Source organism: Micromonospora sp. NPDC049203, assembly GCF_043197215.1.
Classification (GTDB): domain Bacteria; phylum Actinomycetota; class Actinomycetes; order Mycobacteriales; family Micromonosporaceae; genus Micromonospora.
Genome location: NZ_JBICSV010000001.1, coordinates 696,607 through 718,689, shown reverse-complemented (window position 1 = coordinate 718,689; position 22,083 = coordinate 696,607). Strand labels below are relative to the sequence as shown.

21 protein-coding genes are annotated in these 22,083 nt (G+C 74.2%); 9 read left to right on the top strand and 12 right to left on the bottom strand.

Translation table 11 applies throughout. The annotated features are described in order from the left end of the window. The first annotated feature begins 45 nt into the window (after positions 1-45). The 5 genes from ACGFIA_RS03360 to ACGFIA_RS03340 all read left to right on the top strand — a co-directional run bounded on the left by ACGFIA_RS03360 (position 46) and on the right by ACGFIA_RS03340 (position 5,860). Positions 46-894, top strand: a complete 849-nt coding sequence (locus ACGFIA_RS03360) for a helix-turn-helix transcriptional regulator (protein ID WP_393258278.1) — start codon at positions 46-48, stop codon at positions 892-894. A 133-nt stretch (positions 895-1,027) separates the two neighbouring features. Further along, the gene (locus ACGFIA_RS03355; protein ID WP_357386052.1) at positions 1,028-1,738 is read left to right on the top strand and encodes a hypothetical protein; all 711 of its coding nucleotides are present in this window, start codon (positions 1,028-1,030) and stop codon (positions 1,736-1,738) included. A 13-nt stretch (positions 1,739-1,751) separates the two neighbouring features. Further along, positions 1,752-2,012, top strand: coding sequence for a hypothetical protein (locus ACGFIA_RS03350; protein WP_357386050.1), 261 nt, complete (start codon positions 1,752-1,754; stop codon positions 2,010-2,012). Beyond that, positions 2,009-2,416 carry a hypothetical protein gene (locus ACGFIA_RS03345; protein WP_357386048.1) on the top strand — a complete coding sequence of 136 codons (408 nt, stop codon included), beginning with the start codon at positions 2,009-2,011 and terminating at the stop codon, positions 2,414-2,416. Before ACGFIA_RS03350 ends, ACGFIA_RS03345 begins: the two co-directional genes overlap by 4 nt. 42 nt (positions 2,417-2,458) lie before the next feature. After that, a complete protein-coding gene (locus ACGFIA_RS03340) occupies positions 2,459-5,860 on the top strand; it encodes an ATP-binding protein (protein WP_393258273.1) in 3,402 nt (1,133 codons plus the stop codon). Positions 5,861-5,905: 45 nt separating this feature from the next. Here the strand turns inward: ACGFIA_RS03340 and ACGFIA_RS03335 are convergent, their stop codons facing one another. The 6 genes from ACGFIA_RS03335 to ACGFIA_RS03310 all read right to left on the bottom strand — a co-directional run bounded on the left by ACGFIA_RS03335 (position 5,906) and on the right by ACGFIA_RS03310 (position 12,243). Further along, complete coding sequence (locus tag ACGFIA_RS03335) at positions 5,906-6,760, bottom strand: ABC transporter permease (protein ID WP_357386044.1); 855 nt, start codon at positions 6,758-6,760, stop codon at positions 5,906-5,908. Continuing rightward, complete coding sequence (locus ACGFIA_RS03330; RefSeq protein ID WP_357386042.1) at positions 6,757-7,770, bottom strand: ATP-binding cassette domain-containing protein; 1,014 nt, start codon at positions 7,768-7,770, stop codon at positions 6,757-6,759. The genes ACGFIA_RS03335 and ACGFIA_RS03330 overlap by 4 nt, the downstream gene beginning before the upstream one ends. Positions 7,771-7,967: 197 nt before the next feature. Continuing rightward, a complete protein-coding gene (locus ACGFIA_RS03325) occupies positions 7,968-8,951 on the bottom strand; it encodes an aldo/keto reductase (protein ID WP_393258268.1) in 984 nt (327 codons plus the stop codon). A gap of 127 nt (positions 8,952-9,078) precedes the next feature. After that, the gene (locus tag ACGFIA_RS03320; RefSeq protein WP_357386038.1) at positions 9,079-9,933 is read right to left on the bottom strand and encodes an aldo/keto reductase; all 855 of its coding nucleotides are present in this window, start codon (positions 9,931-9,933) and stop codon (positions 9,079-9,081) included. Between the two features lie 116 nt (positions 9,934-10,049). Beyond that, positions 10,050-11,225 carry an endonuclease gene (locus tag ACGFIA_RS03315; protein WP_357386036.1) on the bottom strand — a complete coding sequence of 392 codons (1,176 nt, stop codon included), beginning with the start codon at positions 11,223-11,225 and terminating at the stop codon, positions 10,050-10,052. Positions 11,226-11,265: 40 nt separating this feature from the next. Next, positions 11,266-12,243, bottom strand: coding sequence for a LysR substrate-binding domain-containing protein (locus ACGFIA_RS03310; protein ID WP_357386034.1), 978 nt, complete (start codon positions 12,241-12,243; stop codon positions 11,266-11,268). 38 nt (positions 12,244-12,281) lie between these two features. Here ACGFIA_RS03310 and ACGFIA_RS03305 point away from each other — a divergent pair, with 38 nt between their 5' ends. Both ACGFIA_RS03305 and ACGFIA_RS03300 read left to right on the top strand, forming a co-directional pair. Then, positions 12,282-13,163, top strand: a complete 882-nt coding sequence (locus tag ACGFIA_RS03305; protein ID WP_357386032.1) for a serine hydrolase — start codon at positions 12,282-12,284, stop codon at positions 13,161-13,163. Between the two features lie 146 nt (positions 13,164-13,309). After that, positions 13,310-14,311, top strand: coding sequence for an MBL fold metallo-hydrolase (locus ACGFIA_RS03300; protein WP_357386030.1), 1,002 nt, complete (start codon positions 13,310-13,312; stop codon positions 14,309-14,311). A gap of 9 nt (positions 14,312-14,320) precedes the next feature. Here ACGFIA_RS03300 and ACGFIA_RS03295 read toward each other — a convergent pair whose 3' ends face one another. From ACGFIA_RS03295 to ACGFIA_RS03285, 3 genes are read right to left on the bottom strand one after another with little or no spacing between them, the layout of a single operon-like run. Next, entirely contained in the window at positions 14,321-15,076 is a 756-nt protein-coding gene (locus ACGFIA_RS03295; protein ID WP_357386139.1) for an FkbM family methyltransferase, read from the bottom strand. Between the two features lie 13 nt (positions 15,077-15,089). Continuing rightward, complete coding sequence (locus ACGFIA_RS03290; RefSeq protein ID WP_357386028.1) at positions 15,090-16,805, bottom strand: sulfatase; 1,716 nt, start codon at positions 16,803-16,805, stop codon at positions 15,090-15,092. Next, entirely contained in the window at positions 16,802-17,623 is an 822-nt protein-coding gene (locus tag ACGFIA_RS03285) for a CDP-alcohol phosphatidyltransferase family protein (RefSeq protein WP_357386026.1), read from the bottom strand. Before ACGFIA_RS03285 ends, ACGFIA_RS03290 begins: the two co-directional genes overlap by 4 nt. Before the next feature lie 158 nt (positions 17,624-17,781). Here ACGFIA_RS03285 and ACGFIA_RS03280 point away from each other — a divergent pair, with 158 nt between their 5' ends. Together ACGFIA_RS03280 and ACGFIA_RS03275 are read left to right on the top strand one after the other, a co-directional pair. Further along, complete coding sequence (locus ACGFIA_RS03280; protein WP_357386024.1) at positions 17,782-18,288, top strand: ArsR family transcriptional regulator; 507 nt, start codon at positions 17,782-17,784, stop codon at positions 18,286-18,288. A 34-nt stretch (positions 18,289-18,322) separates the two neighbouring features. Continuing rightward, positions 18,323-19,417, top strand: a complete 1,095-nt coding sequence (locus ACGFIA_RS03275; RefSeq protein WP_393258260.1) for a serine hydrolase domain-containing protein — start codon at positions 18,323-18,325, stop codon at positions 19,415-19,417. Between the two features lie 169 nt (positions 19,418-19,586). On the opposite strand, the gene ACGFIA_RS03270 is transcribed toward ACGFIA_RS03275, so the two are convergent. The 3 genes from ACGFIA_RS03270 to ACGFIA_RS03260 are packed head-to-tail and all read right to left on the bottom strand — an operon-like array spanning position 19,587 to position 21,975. Beyond that, the gene (locus tag ACGFIA_RS03270; protein ID WP_393258257.1) at positions 19,587-20,297 is read right to left on the bottom strand and encodes a hypothetical protein; all 711 of its coding nucleotides are present in this window, start codon (positions 20,295-20,297) and stop codon (positions 19,587-19,589) included. Continuing rightward, positions 20,294-21,079: an ABC transporter permease gene (locus ACGFIA_RS03265; protein WP_393258254.1), complete on the bottom strand. Its 786-nt coding sequence runs from the start codon at positions 21,077-21,079 to the stop codon at positions 20,294-20,296. Before ACGFIA_RS03265 ends, ACGFIA_RS03270 begins: the two co-directional genes overlap by 4 nt. After that, positions 21,076-21,975 (bottom strand): ABC transporter ATP-binding protein, encoded by a 900-nt coding sequence (locus ACGFIA_RS03260; RefSeq protein ID WP_393258251.1) that lies wholly within the window; start codon positions 21,973-21,975, stop codon positions 21,076-21,078. Before ACGFIA_RS03260 ends, ACGFIA_RS03265 begins: the two co-directional genes overlap by 4 nt. Positions 21,976-22,083: the final 108 nt, after the last annotated feature.

The window sequence follows — 22,083 nt, the reverse complement described above, 5'->3', positions numbered from 1 at the left end:
TCGCGGATCCCTGGTTCCCGGCGGCGTACGGCGGATACTCGGATCATGGACCGCCAAGCCCTGGCCGAATTCCTGCGCCGCCGCCGGGAGACGCTGCGCCCCGGCGACGTCGGGCTGCCCGAGGGCGCCCGCCGCCGGGCGCCCGGCCTGCGGCGGGAGGAGGTCGCGTCGCTCGCCGCCATGTCCACCGACTACTACACCCGGCTGGAGCAGCGGCGCGGCCCGCAGCCGAGCCCGTACATGCTCGGCGAGCTGGCCCGGGCGCTGCGGCTCAGCGCGCACGAACGCGCCTACCTGTTCCGGGTCGCCGGGCACAGCCCGCCCGAGACCGTCGCCACCACCGGCCACGTCGCGCCGGCGCTGCTGCGGGTGCTGGACCGGCTGTCCGACACACCGGCGCTCATCCTGTCCGACCTCGGCGAGACGCTGGCGCAGAACCAGCTGGCGGCCGCGCTGCTCGGGGACCGCTCCGGCCACACCGGGCTCGCCCGCAGCGAGGTGTACCGCTGGTTCACCGACCTCGCCGAGCGGGAGCGCTACCCGGTGGAGGACCGCGACCGGCAGAGCCGGGCCCAGGTCGCCAACCTGCGTGCCGCGTACGGGTCGATGGGACCCCGGTCCCGCGCGGGCGAGCTGGTGCGGGCGCTCTGTGCCGCCAGCCGGGAGTTCGCCGAGGTGTGGGAGCGGCACGAGGTGGCGCAACGCTTCGCCGACCACAAGACACTGATCCACCCGGAACTCGGGCCGATCGAGCTGGACTGCCAGGTGCTGTTCACCGAGGACCAGTCGCAGGCGCTGCTGGTGCTCACCGCCGCGCCGCGCAGCGAGGACGAGGAGAAGCTGCGGCTGCTCGCCGTACTCGGACACGAACGGTTCCCCTCCACCGCCACGTGAACGCGGCACAGGAACCGTCGTTCACGCCGCCGGGAATCCGTGGGATTCCTGTCAATCTCCCGTCATGCAGGGTGTTTAACTGATCTGTTCCGGTCGATAGCGTCGGGCCACTGCCGTCGACGAAGGGCCGACGATGAACGACAACGGACACCCGCTCAACCGCCGGCGACTGCTCGCCGGCGCTGCGGCGGCCTCGGCGGTCACACTGACCGGCCTGACCGTCGCCTCCACCACCGGCGCCGCGGCCGCCCCGGGCCGCGCCGCGGCGCCGCTCGTCTCCCGGGACCGCATCGCCACCGCCGCGCTGCGCGCGCCCGACGGATCCGCGCCAGCGGTCGCCGTCCAGGACGACTTCCACGCCCGGCTCGCCGCCTGGCTCGCGTTCTGGTCGGCGAACTCACCGTCGGCGTGGAGCGTGCCGGTGCAGGTGGTAGCCCGGATCGAGGCGGCCGGCGACGCGCTGGTCCTGCACGCGATCCGGTACCGCCGCGACGACGAGCTGCGCGCCGGCTTCGCCGCCGGCCGGCGGGACACCACCCACCTGGCCACACTGGCCAGCCTGCACCACCACTTCCCGAGCGTGCGGGTCCGCCCGGACGGCACGATCCGGGTCGCCGACGGACCCGCCGGGTTCACCGGGTCGCCGGAACAGGTCGCCTTCGCTGTCGCCGCCTGCCGCGAACTGTGGGGCGACGCGGCGGCTACCGCCGACCGCTGGGCGGAGCACGCCGCCCGGGTGCTCGCCCGCACCGGGCACCGCACGCCCGCCGCCTCGCACGCCGGGTGGGCGGCCTTCACCCGCACCAGCCTGCGTCGCGGGCTGGGCACCGAATCGTACGAGTGACCGGAGGAAGCACATGGCCCGCAACGAGTTCCGCTTCGTGGTCGACGGCGTCGACCTGAGCCCCGAGCAGCACAACGTGATCGCCGCGGAGATCCAGAAGGCCGGCCTGGCCGCCCTGCGTACCGCCGATGCCAGGCTGACCAACCCGCTGACCCTCGGTCACGGCAACATCAAGCTGCGCGGCGAATGGAAGGGGCTCTGGGTGATCGACGGACCGCTCGCCGACGAGCTCGGGCAGAAGATCAACGACATCGGGTTCTGGATCCAGCGGTGACCGACACCGCCCCGCCGGCCGGCACGCCGGAGCGGATGTGCCCGAGCACCCCGGCGTCGAACGCCACGGTGTTCCTCGGCATGATCACTCCGGCGGGCCGGGTGGCCTACGTGACCCCGGCCGTACCGGCCGAGGTGGCGCTCGCCGGGCTCGGCGACTCCGAGAAGCCGATAGAGTCGCGGGCCCGGCTCGCCGGCCCGTGCGTCACCTCGTCCTGTGGCTTCTGGACCGGCTCGCACTGCGGGCTGGGCGCCCGGCTCACCGCCTCGTACGCCGAGGTCGCCCCGCCCGCCGAGGAGGCGCTCCCGAAGTGCGCGATCCGGCGTACCTGCCGCTGGTTCGCCGAACAGGGACCGGCGGCCTGCCCGGCGTGCTCGCACGTGGTGACCGACGCGCGGGTCTGAACGACAATCCTTGTCGGACCCCTCGACTAGCGTCGTGAGGTCATGGAGCCGGGGTTCGGCCGACACATCATCGGGCGGGAGCATCACGCTGGGCTGTTGCGTGCCGAGGTGGCCCGGCTGGTCGACAGCCACGGCGGCCTCGTCCTGGTCGGCGGCGAGCCGGGCATCGGCAAGACCACGCTGGTCTCGGCCGCCGCCGACGAGGCCCGCCGCGGCGGGGCGCTGGTGCTCGGCGCCGCCTGCTGGGACTCCGACACCGCCCCCGACTACTGGCCGTGGCTTCAGGTGTTGCGCCGGCTGACCCGCTCCGCCGACGACCCGGCCGTCGCCGGTGCCGCCGACGCCGGGCTGGCGGCACTGCTCGGCGAGCGCCCCGCCACCGGATCGCCGGGCCCCGGTGGCGGCGGTCCGAACGGCGACAGGGATCCCGGCGGCGACGCCGTCCGGGACGGGGGCGGCAGCGACGGCGATCCGGGCGGCGGCGACGGTGTCCTCGCCGGTGACGAGGGCCGGGCCGAGTTCGACAGGCACGACGCGGTGACCGCAGCCCTGGTCGCCGTCGCCCAGCACCGCCCGGTCGCCGTGGTCCTCGACGACCTGCACTGGGCCGACCCGGCGTCGCTGCGGCTGCTCCGGTTCGTCACCCAGCACGCATGGTTCGAGCGGCTGCTGCTGATCGGCACCTACCGGGACGCCGAGGTCGAATCCGGCGAGCACCCGCTGCGAGGGCTGCTGCTGCCGCTGACCGCGAAGGCCACCACCGTCACGCTCACCGGGCTGCGCCGCGCCGAGGTGGCCGCGCTGATGACCCGCACCGCCGGCCGGGAGCCCGACGCGAGCCTCGTCGACGAGGTGCACCGGCGCACCGGCGGTAACCCGTTCTTCGTGGAGCAGACCGCCCGGCTCTGGCACACCCACGGCCTGACCGACACCGTCGCCCCGGGCGTCCGGGAGGTGGTGCGCCGCCGGTTCGACCAACTGCCAGCCCCGGTGGTCGAGGCGCTCACGGTGGCGGCGGTGCTCGGCCGCGAGTTCGACGGGCGGACGCTCGCGGCCTGCGTACCCGCTCCGGTAGCGCAGGTCGACCGGCTGCTCGGCCGCGCCGCCGCGGCCCGGCTGGTCCTGCCCCGCGACGGCGGCCGGTTCGTCTTCGTGCACGACCTGGTCCGCGAGACGCTCTACGACGGGCTCGCCGACGACGAACGGCGGGCCCGGCACGCGGCTGTGGTGCGCGCCGCCGGCCGGTCGGACGCGCTCGCCGGCGCGCTCAGCCCGGCCCACCTGGCCCGGCACGCCTGGCTGGCCGGCGCCGAACTGGACCCGGAACGCGCCGGTGACCTGCTGCTGGCCGCCGCCCGCGACGCCGGGGGCCGGATCGCCGTGGACGAGTCGGTACGGCACTACCGGCGCGCGCTCGAACTGACCGGCGAGCCCGGCCGGCGGGTCCGGGTGCTGCTGGAACTGGCCGGGCTGCTGCACCACGCCGGCCCGCCGGCCGAGGTGGAGCGGCTGCTGGCCGAGGCCGCCGCGCTGGCCCGGGACCTGCCGGATCCCGGCGTGCTGACCCGGGTGGCGCTCATCGCCCACCGGCAGCACTCCGCCACCCGCCGCCGGCTCGACGCCGCCGAGCTGGTCCGGGAGGCGTACCGGCGGTTGATCGCGGAGCCGGACCCGGAAAGGCCGGTACGCGCGCTGGTCACCGACCTGATCACCGCCACCGAGACGCTCGCCCGGCACGGCCGCGACGACGAGGCGCTCACCTTCAGCCTGTGGGCCCGCCACGACACGACCTGGGGTCTCGGCACCGCGCAGGAGCGAGCAGTGGTCACCGCCGAGATCCGGGAGGTGGCCCGCCGCGGCGGCGACCGGGAGACCGAGCTGTGGGCCACCGCGCTGCGCTGGGTCGCGTTGCTGGAGCTGAGCGACCCGGACTACCGGCACGAGCTGAGCGCGTTCGTGACCGGCGCGCGACGCGGCGACGTCGCCCGGCAGCGAGTGGCGGCGCTCGTGGACACCGCCATCATCGCCGCCTTCCACGGTGACCTCGCCGCCGCCGAGGCGGGCTTCGCCGAGGCGGAGAGCTACCGCGAGCCGGGGCACTCCGACCACGCCTTCATGACGCACCACGTGCGCTGGTCGATTCTGCTGCTGTACGGCCGCCTCGCCGAGGCCGAGGCGGTGCTCGACCGGGTGGGCACCGGGCACCCGCAGGTGGAGCTGCTCCGGGCGATCACCGCGGCCGAGCGCGGCGACGCGACCACGGTGCTGCGGCTCACCACCGCGATCGAGGCCGCGGGAACCGCGTACCCCCGGCCGGTGTCGCCGTTGTGGCTGCGCCTGCGGGCGCAGGCTGCGGCAGTGGACGGCGACCCGGCGCGGTGCGCGGCGGTACGCGCCGACCTGGCCCCGCACCGCGGGCAGTGGACGGCTTCGCTGTTCGGATGCGACATCGGCGGCCCGGTCGACCTGTGGCTGGCCGCCGTGGAGGCGGCCCAGGGCCGGTGGGACGACGCTGTCGACTGCTACACGGCGGCCCGGGACGCCGCCGACCGGCTGGGCGCCCGGCCCTGGTCGGTGCTGGCCCGGGCCGCTCTGGTGGGCGCGCTCGCCGGGCGCGACGGGCCGGGCGACGCCGCCGAGGCGCGGCGGCTACGTGCCGAGACGGTGGCCGAGGCGCGGGCGCTGGGCATGGTCCAGGTGGTCGACCGGCTGGGCGCGGCAGATCCCGCCCCGGCCGCGTCCGCCATGGTCGCACCCGTGGCGCTCCGGTCCGGCGCGGGCGCTCCGGCCCTGGTCGCCGCGTCGTCGCCGGCCAGCCGACGGGCCGCGTCGGGCCTGCTCCGGGCCGGTGCCGTCCACGGGCGGTCGCCTGACCCCGGCGCGGGCGCGAGTGTGGCCGGGCCGGAGTTCCGCCCGGACGGGCCGGTGTGGCGTCTCGCGTACGACGGCGTCGTGGTGCACCTGCCCGACGCCAAAGGGCTGCACGACCTGCGGCTGCTGCTGGGCCGGCCCGGCGTCGACGTGCCCGCCGTCGAACTGCTCGACCCGGCGGCCGGTCCGGAACTCGTGGCCGCGCGTCGTCTCGGGTCCGATCCGGTGCTCGACGACGAGGCGAAGGTCCGCTACCACCGGCACCTGCGGCGGCTCGACGAGGAGATCGACCGGGCGGCGGCGCGCGACGACGGGCGGCGGCTGGCAGAGCTGGACGCCGAGCGCGCCGCGCTGCTCGACCAGTTGCGGGCCGCCGCCGGGCTGGCCGGGCGCACCCGGCGCCTCGGTGACCAGGCGGAACGGGCGCGCAAGGCGGTCACCGGGCGGATCCGGGACACCCTGCGCCGCATCGACGAGCGGCATCCGGTGCTCGCCGCCCACCTGCGCGAGTCGGTCACCACCGGGGGCGCCTGCCGGTACCGCCCGCCCGAGCCGGTGCCCTGGCGGCTCTGACCGCCGAGGTGGCGGGGCCGGCCGGGCCCCGCCACCGTTGTCGCGTCAGCGGCGGTTGTAGCGGTACATCGTCAGTGTGCCGAACACGACCAGGAAGAACGCGCTCCAGAGCAACATCCACATGGTGCTCGGGCCGTCCATCGAGCCGGCCATCGCCGCGCGGACCGAGGTGACGAGCTGGGTGATCGGGTTGATCTTGACGAACGCCTGCAGCCAACCGGGCATGGTGGACGGCTCGACGAACACGTTGCTCAGGAACGTCAGCGGGAACAGCACCATCATGCTGGTCCCCATCACCGACTTCTCGCTGCGCAGCACCAGGCCGAAGAACGTCCACACCCAGGAGAACGCGAACGAGAAGACCACCAGCAGCCCGATCCCTGCCAGCACCCCGAGCAGCCCGCCGTCGGGCCGGAAGCCGAGCACCACGCCCACGGTGAGGATGACCACGGCGGCCAGGACGTAACGCAGCACGTCGCCGAAGATCATCCCGACCAGCGCCGACGGCCGCCAGACCGGCAGCGTACGGATCCGGTCGAAGACGCCCTTCTCGATGTCGCTGTTCAGCCCGACCCCGGTGTACATGGTGATCATCACGACGCTGGTGACCATGATGCCGGGCAGGAAGAACTGGAGGTACGCACGCGGGCTGTCGGCGAGCGCGCCACCGAACAGGTACGTGAACATCAGCACCATGATGATCGGGAACGCGGTCACGTCGAACAGCTGTTCCGGCACGTGCTTGATCTTCAGCAGCGCGCGCCAGCCGAACGTCAGCGACGCCGACAGCGGGCCGGGCCGGGCCGGTCGTTCGGCCGGGGCGAGCACAGTGGCCAGTGCCTCGGCGGACGGCACGTAGACGGACGGCGCCCGCCCGGTGGTGATCGCGGTGTCGCTCATCGCGCCGCCTCCAGTTCGTCGTCCCGCTCGTCCGCCGGGACGGCCGGGTGGTCGGTCAGGGCCAGGAAGACCTCGTCCAGGCTGGGCTGGCCGAGGGAGAAGTCGTCCACCACGATGCCGGCGGCGGCCAGCTCGCCGAGCGCACGCGCCGCCTGCGCACCGGCCTCCAGGTCGGTGCCGTGCTCGCCGACGCGCGCGGTCAGCGCCACCGGATCGGCGGCGAGCTGCACCGGTACGCCGAGCGACGCCCGCAGCACCTGCTCGGCCTCGGCCCGCCGCCCCGGATCGCGCAGCCGGATGTGGACGCTGCCCGCGCCGACCGACGACTTCAGCTCGCCCGGGGTGCCCTCCGCGATCACCCGGCCGTGGTCGACCACAGCGATCCGGCCGGCGAGCTGGTCCGCCTCGTCCAGGTACTGCGTGGTCAGCAGCACCGTCGTGCCGTACGCCACCACGGCCCGTACGATCGCCCACACCTGGTTGCGGCTGCGCGGGTCCAGGCCGGTGGTCGGCTCGTCGAGGAACAGCAGGTCCGGCGTGTTCAGGATGCTCGCGGCGATGTCGATGCGCCGCCGCATCCCGCCGGAGTACTTCTTCACCTGCCGTCCCGCCGCCTCGGTCAGCCCGAACGCGGCGAGCAGCCGCTCGGCCCGGTCCCGGGCGCCCGCCCGGCCCAGCCCGAGCAGCCTGCCCAGCAGGACCAGGTTCTCCGCGCCGGTCAGGTCCTCGTCCAGCGAGGCGTACTGGCCGGTCAGGCTCACCCGGGAGCGGACCGCGTCGGCCTCACGCACCACGTCGTGCCCGAAGACCCGGGCTGTGCCGCCGTCCGGGCGCAACAGCGTCGCCAGTACCCGTACGGCGGTGGTCTTGCCGGCGCCGTTCGGGCCCAGCACGCCGTAGACGGTGCCGGCGGGGACCCGCAGGTCCAGCCCGTCGAGTGCCCGGGTCGAACCGAAGGACCGGACCAGGCCCTCGGCCTCGACGGCCAGGCCGGTGTTCCGGTTGCTCATGAATCGCTACCTCTCCTCGTCGGTGTCCGCGACAGGCGTACGGGCGTGCCGCCGGACCGATCGCCTGTTCAACGAGGCCGGGGAGCCGTGGTCGTACCGGCCTCACCCGGAAGGCGCCAGACGGTCCGCCAGATCCGATCTGGCGGTGGCGCGGCCACGCCGGGCGGGTGGCGCATCGGCCACCCGCCCGGCGCCGGTCAGCGGGCCGAGTCCAGCCGGTTCCGCTGCTCGGCGGTCAGTTCCAGGTCGACAGCGGCAAGGCTCTCCTCCAACTGCGCCACCGAGGAGAAGCCGACGAGTGGGATGGACGGCTGGTCCCCGCCCATCAGCCAGGCCAGCACCACCTGGTTGACGGTGGCGCCGGTCTCGCCGGCCACCGCCCGCAGCGCCGCCAGCCGGGCCGGGGTGGCGGGCAGCACGTACTCCTCGCCGAGCCGCTCCGGCCGCACGTACGCGCCCTTCAGCAGCGGCGAGTACGCGACCAGCGTGAGCTGCGGCTCGGTACGCAGGTAGCTGAGCAGGTCCGGGCCGACCCAGCCGACGTCGCCGTCCGGGTCCAGCTCGCTCGGCACGTCCAGGCGCCGGGGGAGGTAGCTGCGGTGGTACTGGAGCACCTCGTACCCGGGCAGGCCGGCCGCGGCGGCGAGGGCCCGGGCCCGTTCGACCCGCCAGGCGCGGTGGTTGCTGGCGCCCAGCAACCCGACGGTGCCCTCGCCGACCAGCTCGGCGAAGCCCTCCACGGTCTCCCGCACCGGGATCGTCCGGTCCTCGATGTGGGCGTAGAGCAGGTCGATCCGCTCGACGCCGAGCCGCTCCCGGCTGCGCTCGGCGGACTCGCGGATCACCTTGGCCGACAGCCCTTCGGGGTTGTCCACGTAGCTGGTGCCGGGCGCGAGCGGACGGGCGCCCAGCTTCGTGGCGATGACCACCTCGCCGCCGATCCCGCGGCTGCGCCGCCAGCGGCCGAGCAGTTCCTCGCTCTCGCCACCCTGGCCCCCGTTCTGCCAGAAGGCGTAGTTGTCCGAGGTGTCGATGAAGGTGCCGCCCGCCTCGACGTACCGGTCGAGGATGGCGAACGAGGTGGCCTCGTCGGTCGCGGTGCCGAACAGCATCGCGCCGAGACTGAGCACACTGACCTCGCGGCGGGTGGCCGGGTCGGTGCCGATGGTGCGGTAGCGCATGGATGTCTTCCTCCCCGTCGGAGCGTTGCCGGTCACCCTGCCCCTTCGAGCGCGCGCGAAGTCAACAGCGCGACGACGGCAGACGGAGGGGCCCCGTCGCCCGGGGCCCCTCCGTCACGTACGGTGCTCAGCTCGGGATGTAGTCGAACTCGTCCGGGTTCGGGCCCGTCCGGCCGGCCTCGCCCCGGTCCAGCGAGGTGAGCCGCTCCATCGCGGTGTCGTCGAGGGTGAAGTCGAAGATCGCGAAGTTCTCCTCGATGCGCTTGGGCGTGGTCGACTTCGGGAAGACGATGTCGCCGCGCTGCACGTGCCAGCGCAGCACCACCTGGGCCGGGGTCCGGCCGACCTGCTCGGCCACGTCGATCACTGTCGGGTCGTCGAGCACCCGGCCCTGCGCGATCGGGGACCACGCCTCGGTGAGGATGCCGTGGGCCTTGTCGTACGCCCGCACCTCCTCGTTGCCGAGGAAGGGGTGCGCCTCGATCTGGTTGACCGCCGGCACCACGTCCGCCTCGGCGGCCAGCCGTTCCAGGTGCGCGACCTGGAAGTTGGACACGCCGATCGAGCGGACCGTGCCCGCGTCGCGCAGCTCCTCCAGCACCTTCCAGGTGGAGACGAAGTCGCCGTCGTAGCGCGTGGGCAGCGGCCAGTGGATCAGGAACAGGTCGAGGTAGTCGAACTTCAGCTCCCGCAGCGACTGCTCGAACGCCTTGCGGGCGTCGTCCGGACGGTGGAAGCCGTTGTTCAGCTTGCTGGTGACGAAGACCTCGCCCCGGTCCAGCCCGGCGGCGCGGATCGCCTGGCCCACCTCGGCCTCGTTGCCGTACATCTGGGCGGTGTCGACGTGCCGGTAGCCGACCTCCAGCGCGGTGCCGACCGCGCGGGCGGTGTCCTTCGGGTCGATCTGGAACACGCCGAAGCCGAGCTGCGGGATGGTGTTGCCATCGTTGAGCGGGATGTCCGGAATGCCGTTGGGGGCCATGAGAGCCTCATCTCCGATCGTGTGGTGCCCGGGGGCGCGTCCGTGCGACAGCCCCCGGCCGTGCCAACCGGATGTCTCTACCCGCTCGCCACGCTTCCTCACGTCGGGGACGGGCGTCAAGCCCAGATCGCCCGCGCCCACTCCGGGTGGTCGACGAACGGATTGCGGTTGCCCTGCCAGCGCTCGTAGATGCGCTGGTTGCGGCGCTGCTCGAAGGCGTCCGGCGGATCCTGGTCGTTCCAGGCCAGCAGCTTCGACAGCCGCCCGAGCCGGGGCGCGGAACCGTTCGAGACCGAGTCGTTCGGTTCCAGGTCCGGCCAGCCGTCGTCGCCCTCGTACCGGATCGCCATGTAGAGGATCATGCGGGCAACGTCGCCCTTCACCGCGTCGCGCGGCTCGAACGAGTCGGCGTCGGTGTAGCAGCCGGGCGCCTCGGCCACCGTGCCGCCGCCTGAGTCGAAGTCCTTGTTGCCGCGCAGCGAGTTGACCGACACGTCCTCCGGCCGCAGGTGGTGCACGTCGGTGCCGGGGCCGGTGGCGGTGCCGAAGTCGCCGTGCGACTTGGCCCAGACGTGCTCCCGGTTCCAGTCGTTCACACCGCCGCCGTTGCTGGTCTTGCTCTGCGAACGTCCGCTGTAGAGCAGGACCACGTTGGCCGGGTTGGCCGGATCCTGGTCGGTGTCCTTGAGCGCGTCCCACACCTGGTCGTAGCTGAGCTTCGTCTGCACCCTGATGATGCCGTGCAGCGCGGTGCGCAGCGCCGGCCCGGTCTTGCCGGCCGCGCTCGCGTAGTACGCGTCCGGCGTGCCGGTCGGCGCCGGGGTCGCGGTGGGGGTCGGGGTCGGCGTGGCACCGCCGCCGAGGCTCATCGAGGTCGGGTTCTTCAGCCCGCCGTGGCTGAAGTACGCGGTGAGCGCGCCGGTCGCGGTCACCTGCCGCCCGCGCAGCGACGGGTTGGTGAGCAGCCCGAAGGTGCTCCGCCAGGCGGCCGTCACCTGCACGTACAGCATCCGGCCGGTGCCGGTCTCGCCGGCCTGGTCGGCGATGGCGATCGCGGTGTCCGCGGTGAAGCCGGAGGTGAGCACCGTGTTCGTGGCGGTGGGCTGGCCGATGACGTAGCCGGTGACGGTGGCCGTCCGGCCGTCCTGGGCGGCGAGCGCCTGCGCCACGGTGAGGGCCGTCGCGGCTGACGCGGAGCCGGTCACGCCGAGCGGGATCGCGACCGCGACGGCGAGCACGACCGCCGCGACCAACCGCCCGGGTCGCGAGCGGGTGACGCGCTTCATATCCATGATCAGCGATGTTAGCCGGATCGCGGTGAACTGCGGGAGGTCACCGGGCCAACTTTTCGTCCCGGCCGGCCTCGAACAGCACCGGCCACGGCCGGGCCGCCGGGGTGAGGAGCGCCGGCCCGGCCTGTTCGTCGGGCGTGGCGAGCGTCTCGGTGGCGAGGTTGCCGAACATCGGCGCGGCCGGGTGCGCGGCCCGGATGGGCCAGGCCGCGGAGATCCGCCGGACCAGCGGCGTGCCGGCGATCGGCCGCCAGGCGACACGCGGTTCCCGGCGGGCCAGCGCCGCGGGCTCGACGGCGACCGCGCCACCGGCCAGGAGCAGGCCGAACAGGAACTCCGGGTTGCGCGCGGGGCGGACCCGGGCCGGGGCGAAACCGTGCTGCCGGCACACGGTCAGCAGATGCTCGTGCCAGCCGGGCGCGGTGGCCGGTGGCGCGGTGACCAGGTCCATGCCGGCCAGATCGGCGAGCGCGATCTCCCGAGGCCGGGCCAGCGGCGAGGACCGGGGCAGCAGCACACCCACCGGTACGTCCACCGGCTCGCCGAAGCGCAGCCCGGCCCCGTCGACCGGATGGTGCAGCAGGCCGACGTCCAGCCGCCCGTCCGCGAGCATCCGGTGCTGCTCGGCGCTCGTCAGTTCGTGCAGGTCGAGGGCGAGCCCGGGCGCGCGGGCCGCGAGCGCGTCGAGCAGCGCGCGCAACGTCACGGCCGGGGTCTCCGGGGGTACGCCGGCACGCAGCACCCCGAGCGCGCCCCGGCGGACCCGCTCGGCGACGTGACGCAGCCGGCGTTCACCGGCCAGCAGTTCGTCGGCCTCGCCGAGCAGCAACTGGCCGGCGGTGGTGAGGCCGACCTGGCGCTGCGACCTGTCGAACAGGGCGACGCCCAGCTCCCGCTCCAACCGCTGGATCGACTGGCTCAGCGGCGGCTGCGCCATGCCCAGCGTCTCGGCGGCCCGGCCGAAGTGCAGTTCCCGGGCGACCACCACGAAATGCCGCAGGTGCCGCAGCAGATCCATCCGGGCACCCTAGCGCCGCCGCTGGTTACCGTGTCGGCGTGGATGTGGCGGAACGGGTCGGGGAGATCTTCGGGCGGGCCGGGTTGCGGGGTTGCCTGCATGTCGTGGACGTGGACGACCCGGCCGGCGGTGAGGTGGCGCTGCGCGCCGACGAGCAGATCGTCATCGCCTCCGTCTTCAAGGTGATGGTGGTGCTGGAGTTCGCCCGGCAGGCGGCCGCCGGCCAGCTCGACCCGACCGAACGGGTGCTCGTCGGTGCCGCCGACCGGCTCGGCGGCTGGGGTGTGGCCGGCTGCGCCGACGACGTGGAGGTCTCCCTGCGCGACCTCGCGTACCTGGCCATGTCGGTGAGTGACAACACGGCGGCCGACCTGCTCCTGCGCCGGATCGGTGCGGACGTGCTGCCGATGCTGGCCGCGGAGCTGGACCTGCCGCGCACCCGGATCGTCGGCGGCCCCCGGCAACTCGTCGAGACGATGCTCTCCGACGTGGGCGCGCGCACCGAGGCGGACTTCGCGCGGATCTTCCCCACCCTGCCGCCCGAACGGATCCGCGCGATGCGGGTCTTCGACCCCGAGCACACCAGCTCCAGCACCGCCCGGGAACTGACCCGGCTGCTCCGTCTGGTGTGGCGGGACGAGGCCGGCCCGGCCTCCGCGTGCGCCATGGTCCGGGAGCTGATGGCCCGGCAGCTCTTCTGGACCCGGCTGGCCGCCGGCTTCCCACCCGGGGTCCGGGTCGCCGGGAAGACCGGCACCCTTCCGGGGCTGCACCTCGAAGCCGGCGTCGCGGAGTACCCCGACGGCCGCAGGTACGCGATCGCGGTGGCGGTACGCACGCAACGGCTGGCCGCCCGCCGGATCGACGTGGACCTGGCGATGGGGGAGGCGGCCCGGACCGCCGTCGAAGCATTGCGATGATCCAGGTCGACCACCGGCCTGAACTGCGGTGATATCGGTCTGGATATCGGTCGTTGCGCTCGTCGATCTTGGACATCGGGGACTGCGGGGTGGTGGGCTGGGCCTACCGATCACCGATCACCGATCCCGAACGGGGAGGACGACACATGCCCGAGAACCGGCCGTCCGGCTACGCCCGCCGTCGACTGCTACGCGACACGGCGGTCGGCGCCGCCGCCGTCACCACCGCCGGACTCGTCGCCGGCACCCCGGCCCGAGCCGCCGGGCCGAGCCCCGTCACCGCGCCGAGCCGCGCCGCCGGCGGTACGCGACGCGGCGGCGCGGTGAGCTTCCGCTGGTGGGGCACCTCCGGCTGGCGGATCGACATCGGGGACCGGACGGTGCTCGTCGATCCGTACCTGAGCCGGTACGACACCGGGCTGTTCCGGAAGCCGTTCAACCCCGACACCCGGCTGACAGTGGCCGCCGACGTGGTCGACCGGCTCGCCGACCGGGCCGAGAACATCCTCGTCACCCACACCCACTGGGACCACTTCAACGACGTGCCGCACATCGCCGCCCGGACCGGTGCCCGGGTCTTCGGCACGCTCACCGCGTATCACCTCGGCCTGGCGTACGGGCTGCCGACCGGGCAGCTGGCCCCGGTCAAGGGCGGGGAGGTGCTCGACTTCGACGGGTACACGGTGGAGGTGGTCGGCTCGCTGCACAGCCGGAATCCCACCTGGTCGATGGCGTTCCCCGGGGTACGGGTCAGCCCGCCGCCCCGTCCGGAGACGATCGCCGACCTGCCCGAGGGTGACACGCTGGCGTACCAGATCCGGATCGACGGCGGCCCGTCCGTGTTCTTCATGGGCGCCAGCGACTTCGACGAGCGCAAGCTGAGCGGGCTCGCCCCGGACGTCGCGATGGTCGCCTCCGCCGCCACCACGGCGACCGCCGACTACGTGCCCCGGCTGATGACCGCGCTGGGCCGTCCGAAGGTCGTGGTGCCGGTGCACTGGGACAACTTCGAGACGCCGCTGACCAACCCGCCGACTGTCGCCGACAGCGACCGGGAACGCCTCGACGCCCTCGTCGCCGAGGTGCGCCGGGTCTCGCCGCGCAGCCGCGTGCTGGTGCCCGAGTACCACACCGCGTACCGGTTCTGACGGCGCCGCTCAGGAGGCCGCCAGCCGGGCGTAGACGTCGCCGGAGCGACCGGCCGGGCGGTACGTCTCCAGCAGGCGTACCAGCCCGGCCGCGTCCAGCCACCGGTCGCTCGCGAACCGCATGGTCTCCACCGGCGAGTAGTTGTAGCGGTAGCCGCCAGCCGTCGCGCCCAGCCGTTCCACCAGGTCCAACACGGCCAGCGCGGAGTCGTGCGCGGGCGGCAGGTACTCGAAGGACAGCCCGCGCACCGGACGACTCAGCCCGGCCAGCACGTCGACCTCGAAGCCCTCGACGTCGACCTTGCAGAACGCCGGTACGCCGTGCCGCGCGATCAGGTCGTCCAGCGTCACCACCGGCACCTCGATGGACCGGTCCCAGCGGACCCCGGCGAAGCTCGGATCGGCGGTGACCGACTCGATCCACGACGACGACATGGTGGACACCGTCGGCGTCGCGCTCGACAGCTCCAGCCGCGCGCTCCCGGACCGGGCACCGACAGCCGTCGGCTCGATGATCACGTCGGCGTCCCGGCCGAAGCCCAGGCGCAGCACCCGCAGGCAGTCCGGCTGCGGCTCGACCGCTACCACGCGTGCGCCCAGCCGGCGCCAGGTGCGTACCCGGCCGCCGACGTGGGCGCCGATGTCGAAGGCCAGGTCGCCGGGGGAGAGGAACTGCCCGTAGAGCTGCCGGGCACGCCGGTGCTTGGCCGGCTGACCGTGGTAGACGGCCAGGGAACGGGTGATCCCCCAGGCCCGCGCGAGCATCGTCACGACATCCCTAACTGTGAGTGGTGGACTTCGGTCCGAACGCGTGCAGGAACCGGTCGCGGAACGACTCCATCGGCCAGACCGGGGCCTGCGGGTCGGGGTTGAGGCCGTCCTGCCAGCCCCACCCGGCGACGCGGTCGAGCACGGCCGGGTCCTTCGCCACGATCGTGATCGGCACGTCCTTGCCGGCGCCTTCCCCGGTGACCGCCCGGGCCGGCTGGTGGTCGCCGAGGAACACCAGGACCAGGTTTTCGTCGCCGTACCGCTGCACGTAGGAGATGAGCGTGCGCAGCGTGTAGACCACCGCCTGCCGGTACGCCTCCCGGGTGCCCTCCGCCGAGCGGTCGGCGCGCGCCGTCCCCTTGTAGACCGAGCCGTCGCCGACGTCGTCCCAGTCGACGAGCGGCGGTACCGGCGTCCACGGGATGTGGCTCGACAGCAGCGGGATCTCGGCCATCACCGGGGCGTGCCCCGGTCCGCGCTCGCGGCGCTGGAACGTCGACAGCGTGTACTGGTCCGGCGGGGAGGAGAAGCTGAACAGCGGTCCCCGGTAGCCGAGTTCCTTCACGCCGTACACCTGGTCGGGGGAGAAGAACTCGGCCTCCGGCCAGGCCCGGGTGAGCGCCGGCATGACCAGCGTGGTCCGCCAGCCGGCGCGCTTGAACGCGCCGTTGAGGGTCAGGTGGTCGCTGCGGACCAGGTTGGTGTAGCGCAACTGGTTGTCCGCCCGGATGCCGCTCATCAGCGTGGCGTGCGCCAGCCAGCTCCCGCCGCCGGTGGTGGACGAGGTGAGGAACGCGCTGCGACTGCCGTAGCCGCCCGCGCGCAACTGCCGGGTCCCCTCGTCGAGGACGGCGTCCACCTCCGGCGCGAGGTCCGGGTCCTCCAGCGCGACCCGGCCGTAGCTCTCCACGAACGTGAACAGCACGTCCTTGCCGCGCAACGCGGTCAGCAACTGCTCGCCCGGCACGTTCTGGAACGGGTCACCGGCGAGCTGCGTGTTGAGCCTCTCCTGGTCGTTGAGGCCCGCCCGCACCTGCCGGGCCCGGTCGTAGAGACCGGCCGCGACCGTGTCGGCGGCGACCGGGACGCCGGGCACGATCTGCGCGCCGAGCACGGCGCAGACCACCCAGGCGGCGGCGAACGCGGTGGTCGCGCGGGCGGTCACCGTCCGGTTCGCGACCACGACCCGGGTCAGCCGCCGCACCGACAGCGTCACCAGCAGCGGTACGGCGAGCACCGCGACCACCGCCAGCGCCACCGCGCCCACCTCGGCGGCGCGACCGTACGACTCGGACAGGAACTCCGCGCCCGCGCCGAGGAACGTCCAGTCGGCGATCAGGTCGAAGCTGCGGTCCAGGACCAGGGAGAACCCGAGGTCGGTGACCTTCAGGACGAGGACCAGGCCGAGCAGCACGCCGAGCGCCGTGGCCACCACCCGGCGCGGACGTGCCGGCAGGACCAGCAGCAGGGCGACGGCGATCAGCCCTTCCACCGGGATGCGCAGGAACGCGCCGGGACTGAACTCGTTGGCGTCGCTCGGCGCGACGAGTGCCACCAGCACGAGCGCGGCGGCCAGCGCGGTGACAGTCACGGCGACCAGCCGCCGGGCACGCCGCCGGCCGGGCGTCGGAGCGTCGTCGGTCGTGGTGCCGGCCTCATTGTTGCCGGTCGCGGCGGCGTCCGGGGCGTCGTCGCCGTCCGCCGGGCGGGACAGGTCGGTCACCGGCGCCGCCCGCCGGCCTCGGCGGGCTGGCGCGCGATCCGCACGTCCGGCGTCCACTCGGAGTGGTGACCGGCGGGCGCGGGGGAGACCGGCGCGGCCGGGAGCGCCACCGGGCGCCGCCGCGACGGTACGCGGTGCCGCCACAACCAGGCGACGTCGCGGCCGAACGACTCGACGAGCATCGCGAGCGCGCCGAGGAGTACCGCCACCGCCAGCGGCCGGGGCAGTACGCCCGCCGCGACCACCGCCAGCGCGATGCCCTGCGTTGCGGCGACCACCTTGCGCCAGTAGCGCGGCGGCAGCGAGCCGCGCATCCACGGCAGCGCCCAGCCGGCGGCGACGAAGACGTACCGCATCGCGCCGATCACCAGCACCCCGGCGCCCACCTGGTCGGCGACGTACCCGCAGAGGACCAGGACGAGGAAGGAGTCGACCTCCATGTCGAACCGGGCGCCAAGCGCGCTCACCGTGCCGGTACGCCGGGCCACCTGCCCGTCGACCCAGTCCAGGGAGAGCGCCACGGCGGCCAGCGTGACCAGGAGGGGGACCGCGATCGGCCCGCGGAACGAGTCGACGGTCAGCGCCGCCACCCCGCCGGTGAGCGTCGCCCGGGTGAGCGTCACCCAGTCGGCCGGCCCGAGCCGGTCCGCGCCCGAGCGGCGCAGCCCGTGTCCGAGCGCCGCGACCATCACCACCCCGAAGAGTAGACCGGCCAGCCAGCCGTACGCGCTCAGGCCGACAGTGCCGGCCAGGGCCGCGAGTACGCCGACCTGGAGAATCGCCCCCGCGAGTGGATCAGTTCGAAGTGCGGACACCATGCCTCCGAGGTAGACGTCACGAACCACACGTGTGTACGGAGAACATGCCCGAACAGTTCGTCCTGATGCCAGAAACGCGCCAGCAGAAGTAGTGACACCGGCAGCTCGGCGCGTTTGTTCGCTTGCACGTAAGTACGTACTTCCGTATTTTGGTGGCCATGGCAAGCGTGGAGGAGCGGCTCGCGGCCCTGGAGGCACAGGTGGCCCGGCTGGCCGGCGACCGGGCCGGGGGCAGGCCGGAGACCGAGGTCACACCGGAGGACGTCTTCTGGGCGCTCGGCGGCCTGAAGCGGCGGATCCCCGCCGACGGCACCGGGGCGGTGCTCTACACCGGCACCGTCCGCACCACCGACCGGCACTACGACTGGCAGTACGGCGCCACGGTCGACGACCTGCTCGACGCCGACTGGGCGGCACTGGCCGGCACGCTCACGGCGCTGGCGCATCCGGTGCGACTGCGGCTGCTGCGGGAGATCCTCGGCGGCCGGCACGGCACCGCCGCACTGGCCGAACTCGACGGGATCGGCACCACCGGCCAGCTCCACCACCACCTGCGGCAACTCGCCGCCGCGGGCTGGCTGCGCAGCGGCGCTCGCGGGCGCTACGACATACCGCCCGAGCGGGTGGTGCCGCTGCTGGCCATCCTCACCGCGGCCCGCCGCTGACCCGGTCCGGCCACTCCGACGGAAGGCAGCCCTCATGCGTACCCCGATCGTTCTCGCCGTCGCCGCCGGCCTCGCCGGCTCGGCGGTGGCCGCCGTCCGGAAGCCCCGGCCGCCGCGCCTGGGCTCGCAGCAGACCGGTGACGCGGGCCTGGCCGCGACGGTCCGTGCCGCAGTCGATGATCTCCAGGGGCTGCGCGGCCTCGCGGTGGCGGTGATCGACGGCGACCGGGTCCGCGTCGCGGGCCTCGGCGAACGGGCGCGCGGCGGGCCGGCCGTCGAACCGGGGACCCCGTTCGAGATCGGCTCGGTCGCCAAGCCGCTCACCGGCATGCTCCTGGCCCGGCAGGTGGCGGCCGGCACCGTCGGTCCCGACGACCGGCTGGCCGCCGTCCTGCCCGGCGTGACCGGTACGGCCGGCGAGGTCACCCTCGCCGAATTGGCCAGTCACCGGGCCGGGCTGCCCCGGCTGGCACCCGGCTCCGCCGGTGCGACGGTCCGGATGTGGTGGGCGGCGTCCACGGCCGGGAACGCGTACGCCGGCCACGACGTGGACCGGATCGTCGCCGCCACCGCGAACACCGAGCCGGGCGGCGACCGCGGCACCGTCTCCTACTCGAACTTCGGCGCGGCGCTGCTCGGCCAGGCGCTCGCGGCCCGGGCCGGTGTCGACTATCCGGAACTGCTGCGGCGGGACGTGCTGTGTCCACTCGGCATGGCCGGAACCCTGGCCGCCACCGAGGCCGGGCACCTGCCCGCCGGACGAGCCGAGGGCGCCACCGCCGCCGGCCGGGCCGCCGACCCGTGGCTGGGCGCGGGCTACGCGCCGGCCGGCGTCGGGATCTGGTCCACGGTGGAGGACCTGGCCCGGCTCACCGCCGCGATGCTCGCCGGCACGGCACCCGGTGCCGACGCGGCCACTCCCCGGTTCGACGCCGGGGACGACCGGCGGATCGGGTACGGCTGGTTCACCAGCCGGCACGGCGGCCGGGAGGTCGTCTGGCACAACGGGGGTACCAGTGGCTTCCGGGCCTTCCTGGGCTTTGACCGGGCCGCCGGCCGAGGTGTGGTGATGCTCGGCAACACCACACGCGACGTGGACCCGATCGGCCTGCGACTGCTCGACGTCTGAGGTGACGCGGCGGTCAGCGCTCGACCGGCTTGCGCCGGAAGATGCCCTGTCCACGGCCATGCCGGCCCTCCCGTCGCACCGTCCGGGGCCACCGCGTCCGAGGAGCCGTGACCCTCGCCATGGGCGAACGTAAATTCTCGGTGCGAAGATCGCAGCGCGACGGCGCCGGTCAATCCGACAGCGGGCGGGTGACCAGCCGCCAGTACTGCCGTTTGCCCTCGTCGCGGACCACGACGCCGAGCCGGGCCAGCTCCCCGTGCAGCTCCCGGGTCTCGGCGTCGTGGCCGCCGTCGAGCGCCCGCTGCCGGGCACGCAGCAGGGCGTCCGCGCCCGGCGGCAGGTCGGGCAGCCCTTCGACCCACCGCCGGTACGCGTCCCGGTGCGGGTCCTGACCGGTCCACGGCCAGCCCTGCCGGGTGAACGCCGCGCGCAACCGCTCGGCGTCCAGGTCGGACTTCTCCCGGGCCAGCTCGCCGCCGGCGGTGTCCAGCAGCACCAGCGTCTTTCCGTCGACGAACACGCCGGCCACGTCGGCGCGGGCCACGTCCCGGTCGTGCCCGTCTCGGTGCAGCCGTACCGTCCGGTGCCCGACCGTGACGGTCAGCCGCTCGCGGACCGCCACCACCGCCAGGAACAGGCCGCCGAGTAGGCCCACCCCGGCCCCGATCGGGTACGCCCGCTCGTCCGGCCAGCCGGCGAGCAGCTCGAACAGGCCCTGGAACGGGAACCAGGGCAGCCCGGCGATCCAGCCGGACAGCGCGGTCAGCCCGGCGCCCAGCCCCGCCCCGACCAGCGGGAATCCCGCCCACATCAGCACCAGCTCACCGCGTCCGCCGTCGACCACGACGTCCTCACCGAGCCCTCGGGCCGTCACCGTCACGACACCTCCCGGCGCAGCGTGCGGACCAGACCCGCGGTCAGCGGCAGGACCACCCAGACGGCCAGCGAGACGCCGAGCCGGCCCCACTGCCCGCCGGTCATCTCGGCACCGAGCAGCGGCTCCATGGTGTAGGAGGTGTCCAGCCAGCGGGCTGGCTCACGCAGCGCGGAGATCATCGCGGCGAGCAGGCTCCACACGGTCGGCAGCAGCAGGTAGGCGACGATCGCCAGCGGCGTGTTCAGCAGCAGCAGGCCGAAGGCGGCGCCCATCAGCACGCTCGCGACCTGGAAGACGGCCGCGTGCGGCAGCAGTAGCCAGTCGAACGTCCAGGCCCCCGCCCCGCCGGTGGCGCGGGCGGCGAGCGTGCCGACGGCGGCGACCGCCAGGCTGACGAGCACCGAGGCGAGCGCGGCGAGCACCACCGCGACGAGCTTGGCGACGACCACCCGCTCCCGGCGGGGCACCAGCGCGAACGTGGTGAGCGCGGTGCGCTGCGACCACTCGCCGGTGATGGACAGGATGCCGAGCACCGGCAGCAGCAGGCCGACCGGCAGCAGCGACGGGGTGAAGAAGGCGGTGAACGTCTGATCCGCCCCGTCGAGGACGAACAGTTGCACCACCACGATCGCCGCGGCGATCAGGCCGATGGTGATGAGCAGCCAGCGTCCGGCCCGGGTGTCGGCGAGCTTGCGCAGCTCCACGCCGGTCAGCCGGGCCAGCGAGGGGCCGCCGGTGGCCGGCTCGTGCCGCTCCGGTGCGGTCGGAACGGCTGTGGTGGTCATCGGACGGCCTCCTTGGTCGACGCGCCGGCGGTGAGGGTGAGGAAGAGTTGTTCCAGGCCGCCGCTGCCGGCCGGGCGCAGCTCGGTGAGGACCAGCCCGGCGTCGGCCGCTGCCTGACCGACCACGCCCGGCTCGGCCCGGACGACGAAGCCGCCGTCGGTGCCGGGGGACGCGGGCAGCGCGGCCCGGTCCAGCGTCAGGCGCAGCGCGTGCGGGTCGCGGGCGCGCACCAGCGTGCCGGCACCGGCGAGCAGCTCGTCCTTGCCGCCCTGGGCGACCACCCGGCCGCCGCCGATCACCACCAGCCGGTCGGCCACCGCCTCCACCTCGCGCAGCAGGTGCGAGGAGAGCAGCACCGTGCCGCCCCGGTCGGCGAAGTCGCGCAGCAGGCCGCGCATCCAGAAGATCCCCTCCGGGTCGAGGCCGTTTGCCGGCTCGTCCAGGATCAGGACCCGGGGGTCGCCCAGCAGCGCCAGCGCCAGGCCGAGCCGCTGCCGCATCCCCAGGGAGTACGCGCCGACGCGGCGCCGGGCGGCGGTGTCGTTCAGCCCGACCCGGTCGAGTACGTCCGCCACCCGACCCCGCTCCACGCCCATGGTGCGGGCGGCGAGCGTGAGCGTCTCCCGCCCGGTGCGCCCGGCGTGCTGCGCCGACGCGTCGAGCAGCACGCCGATCTCCCGCCCCGGGTTGGGCAGGTCGCGGTAGGCGCGGCCGGCGACGGTGGCGGCACCCGAGGTGGGCGGCGTCATCCCGCAGACCATCCGCATGGTGGTGGACTTCCCGGCGCCGTTCGGGCCCAGGAAACCGGTCACCGAGCCCGGTTCGCACCGGAACGTGACGTCCTCGACGGCGGTGTGCGGGCCGTACCGCTTGGTGAGCTGGCCGACTTCGATCATGCCGTCGAGCCTGCCGGGGCCACCCGGTCACGCGCTGCGGCCGGCGGTCGGTGGCACCGTCGACCTCGGTTCACCGCAGACGTCGACTTTGGTAGCTGGTAGCGGGTC

Bases quoted from the DNA above. Each gene is read 5' to 3' on its own strand.
- ACGFIA_RS03360 (WP_393258278.1), top strand. From the start codon at position 46: ATGGACCGCCAAGCCCTGGCCGAATTCCTGCGCCGCCGCCGGGAGACG.
- ACGFIA_RS03355 (WP_357386052.1), top strand. From the start codon at position 1,028: ATGAACGACAACGGACACCCGCTCAACCGCCGGCGACTGCTCGCCGGC.
- ACGFIA_RS03350 (WP_357386050.1), top strand. From the start codon at position 1,752: ATGGCCCGCAACGAGTTCCGCTTCGTGGTCGACGGCGTCGACCTGAGC.
- ACGFIA_RS03340 (WP_393258273.1), top strand. From the start codon at position 2,459: ATGGAGCCGGGGTTCGGCCGACACATCATCGGGCGGGAGCATCACGCT.
- ACGFIA_RS03335 (WP_357386044.1), bottom strand. From the start codon at position 6,760: ATGAGCGACACCGCGATCACCACCGGGCGGGCGCCGTCCGTCTACGTG.
- ACGFIA_RS03330 (WP_357386042.1), bottom strand. From the start codon at position 7,770: ATGAGCAACCGGAACACCGGCCTGGCCGTCGAGGCCGAGGGCCTGGTC.
- ACGFIA_RS03325 (WP_393258268.1), bottom strand. From the start codon at position 8,951: ATGCGCTACCGCACCATCGGCACCGACCCGGCCACCCGCCGCGAGGTC.
- ACGFIA_RS03320 (WP_357386038.1), bottom strand. From the start codon at position 9,933: ATGGCCCCCAACGGCATTCCGGACATCCCGCTCAACGATGGCAACACC.
- ACGFIA_RS03315 (WP_357386036.1), bottom strand. From the start codon at position 11,225: ATGGATATGAAGCGCGTCACCCGCTCGCGACCCGGGCGGTTGGTCGCG.
- ACGFIA_RS03310 (WP_357386034.1), bottom strand. From the start codon at position 12,243: ATGGATCTGCTGCGGCACCTGCGGCATTTCGTGGTGGTCGCCCGGGAA.
- ACGFIA_RS03300 (WP_357386030.1), top strand. From the start codon at position 13,310: ATGCCCGAGAACCGGCCGTCCGGCTACGCCCGCCGTCGACTGCTACGC.
- ACGFIA_RS03295 (WP_357386139.1), bottom strand. From the start codon at position 15,076: ATGCTCGCGCGGGCCTGGGGGATCACCCGTTCCCTGGCCGTCTACCAC.
- ACGFIA_RS03285 (WP_357386026.1), bottom strand. From the start codon at position 17,623: ATGGTGTCCGCACTTCGAACTGATCCACTCGCGGGGGCGATTCTCCAG.
- ACGFIA_RS03280 (WP_357386024.1), top strand. From the start codon at position 17,782: ATGGCAAGCGTGGAGGAGCGGCTCGCGGCCCTGGAGGCACAGGTGGCC.
- ACGFIA_RS03275 (WP_393258260.1), top strand. From the start codon at position 18,323: ATGCGTACCCCGATCGTTCTCGCCGTCGCCGCCGGCCTCGCCGGCTCG.
- ACGFIA_RS03265 (WP_393258254.1), bottom strand. From the start codon at position 21,079: ATGACCACCACAGCCGTTCCGACCGCACCGGAGCGGCACGAGCCGGCC.
- ACGFIA_RS03260 (WP_393258251.1), bottom strand. From the start codon at position 21,975: ATGATCGAAGTCGGCCAGCTCACCAAGCGGTACGGCCCGCACACCGCC.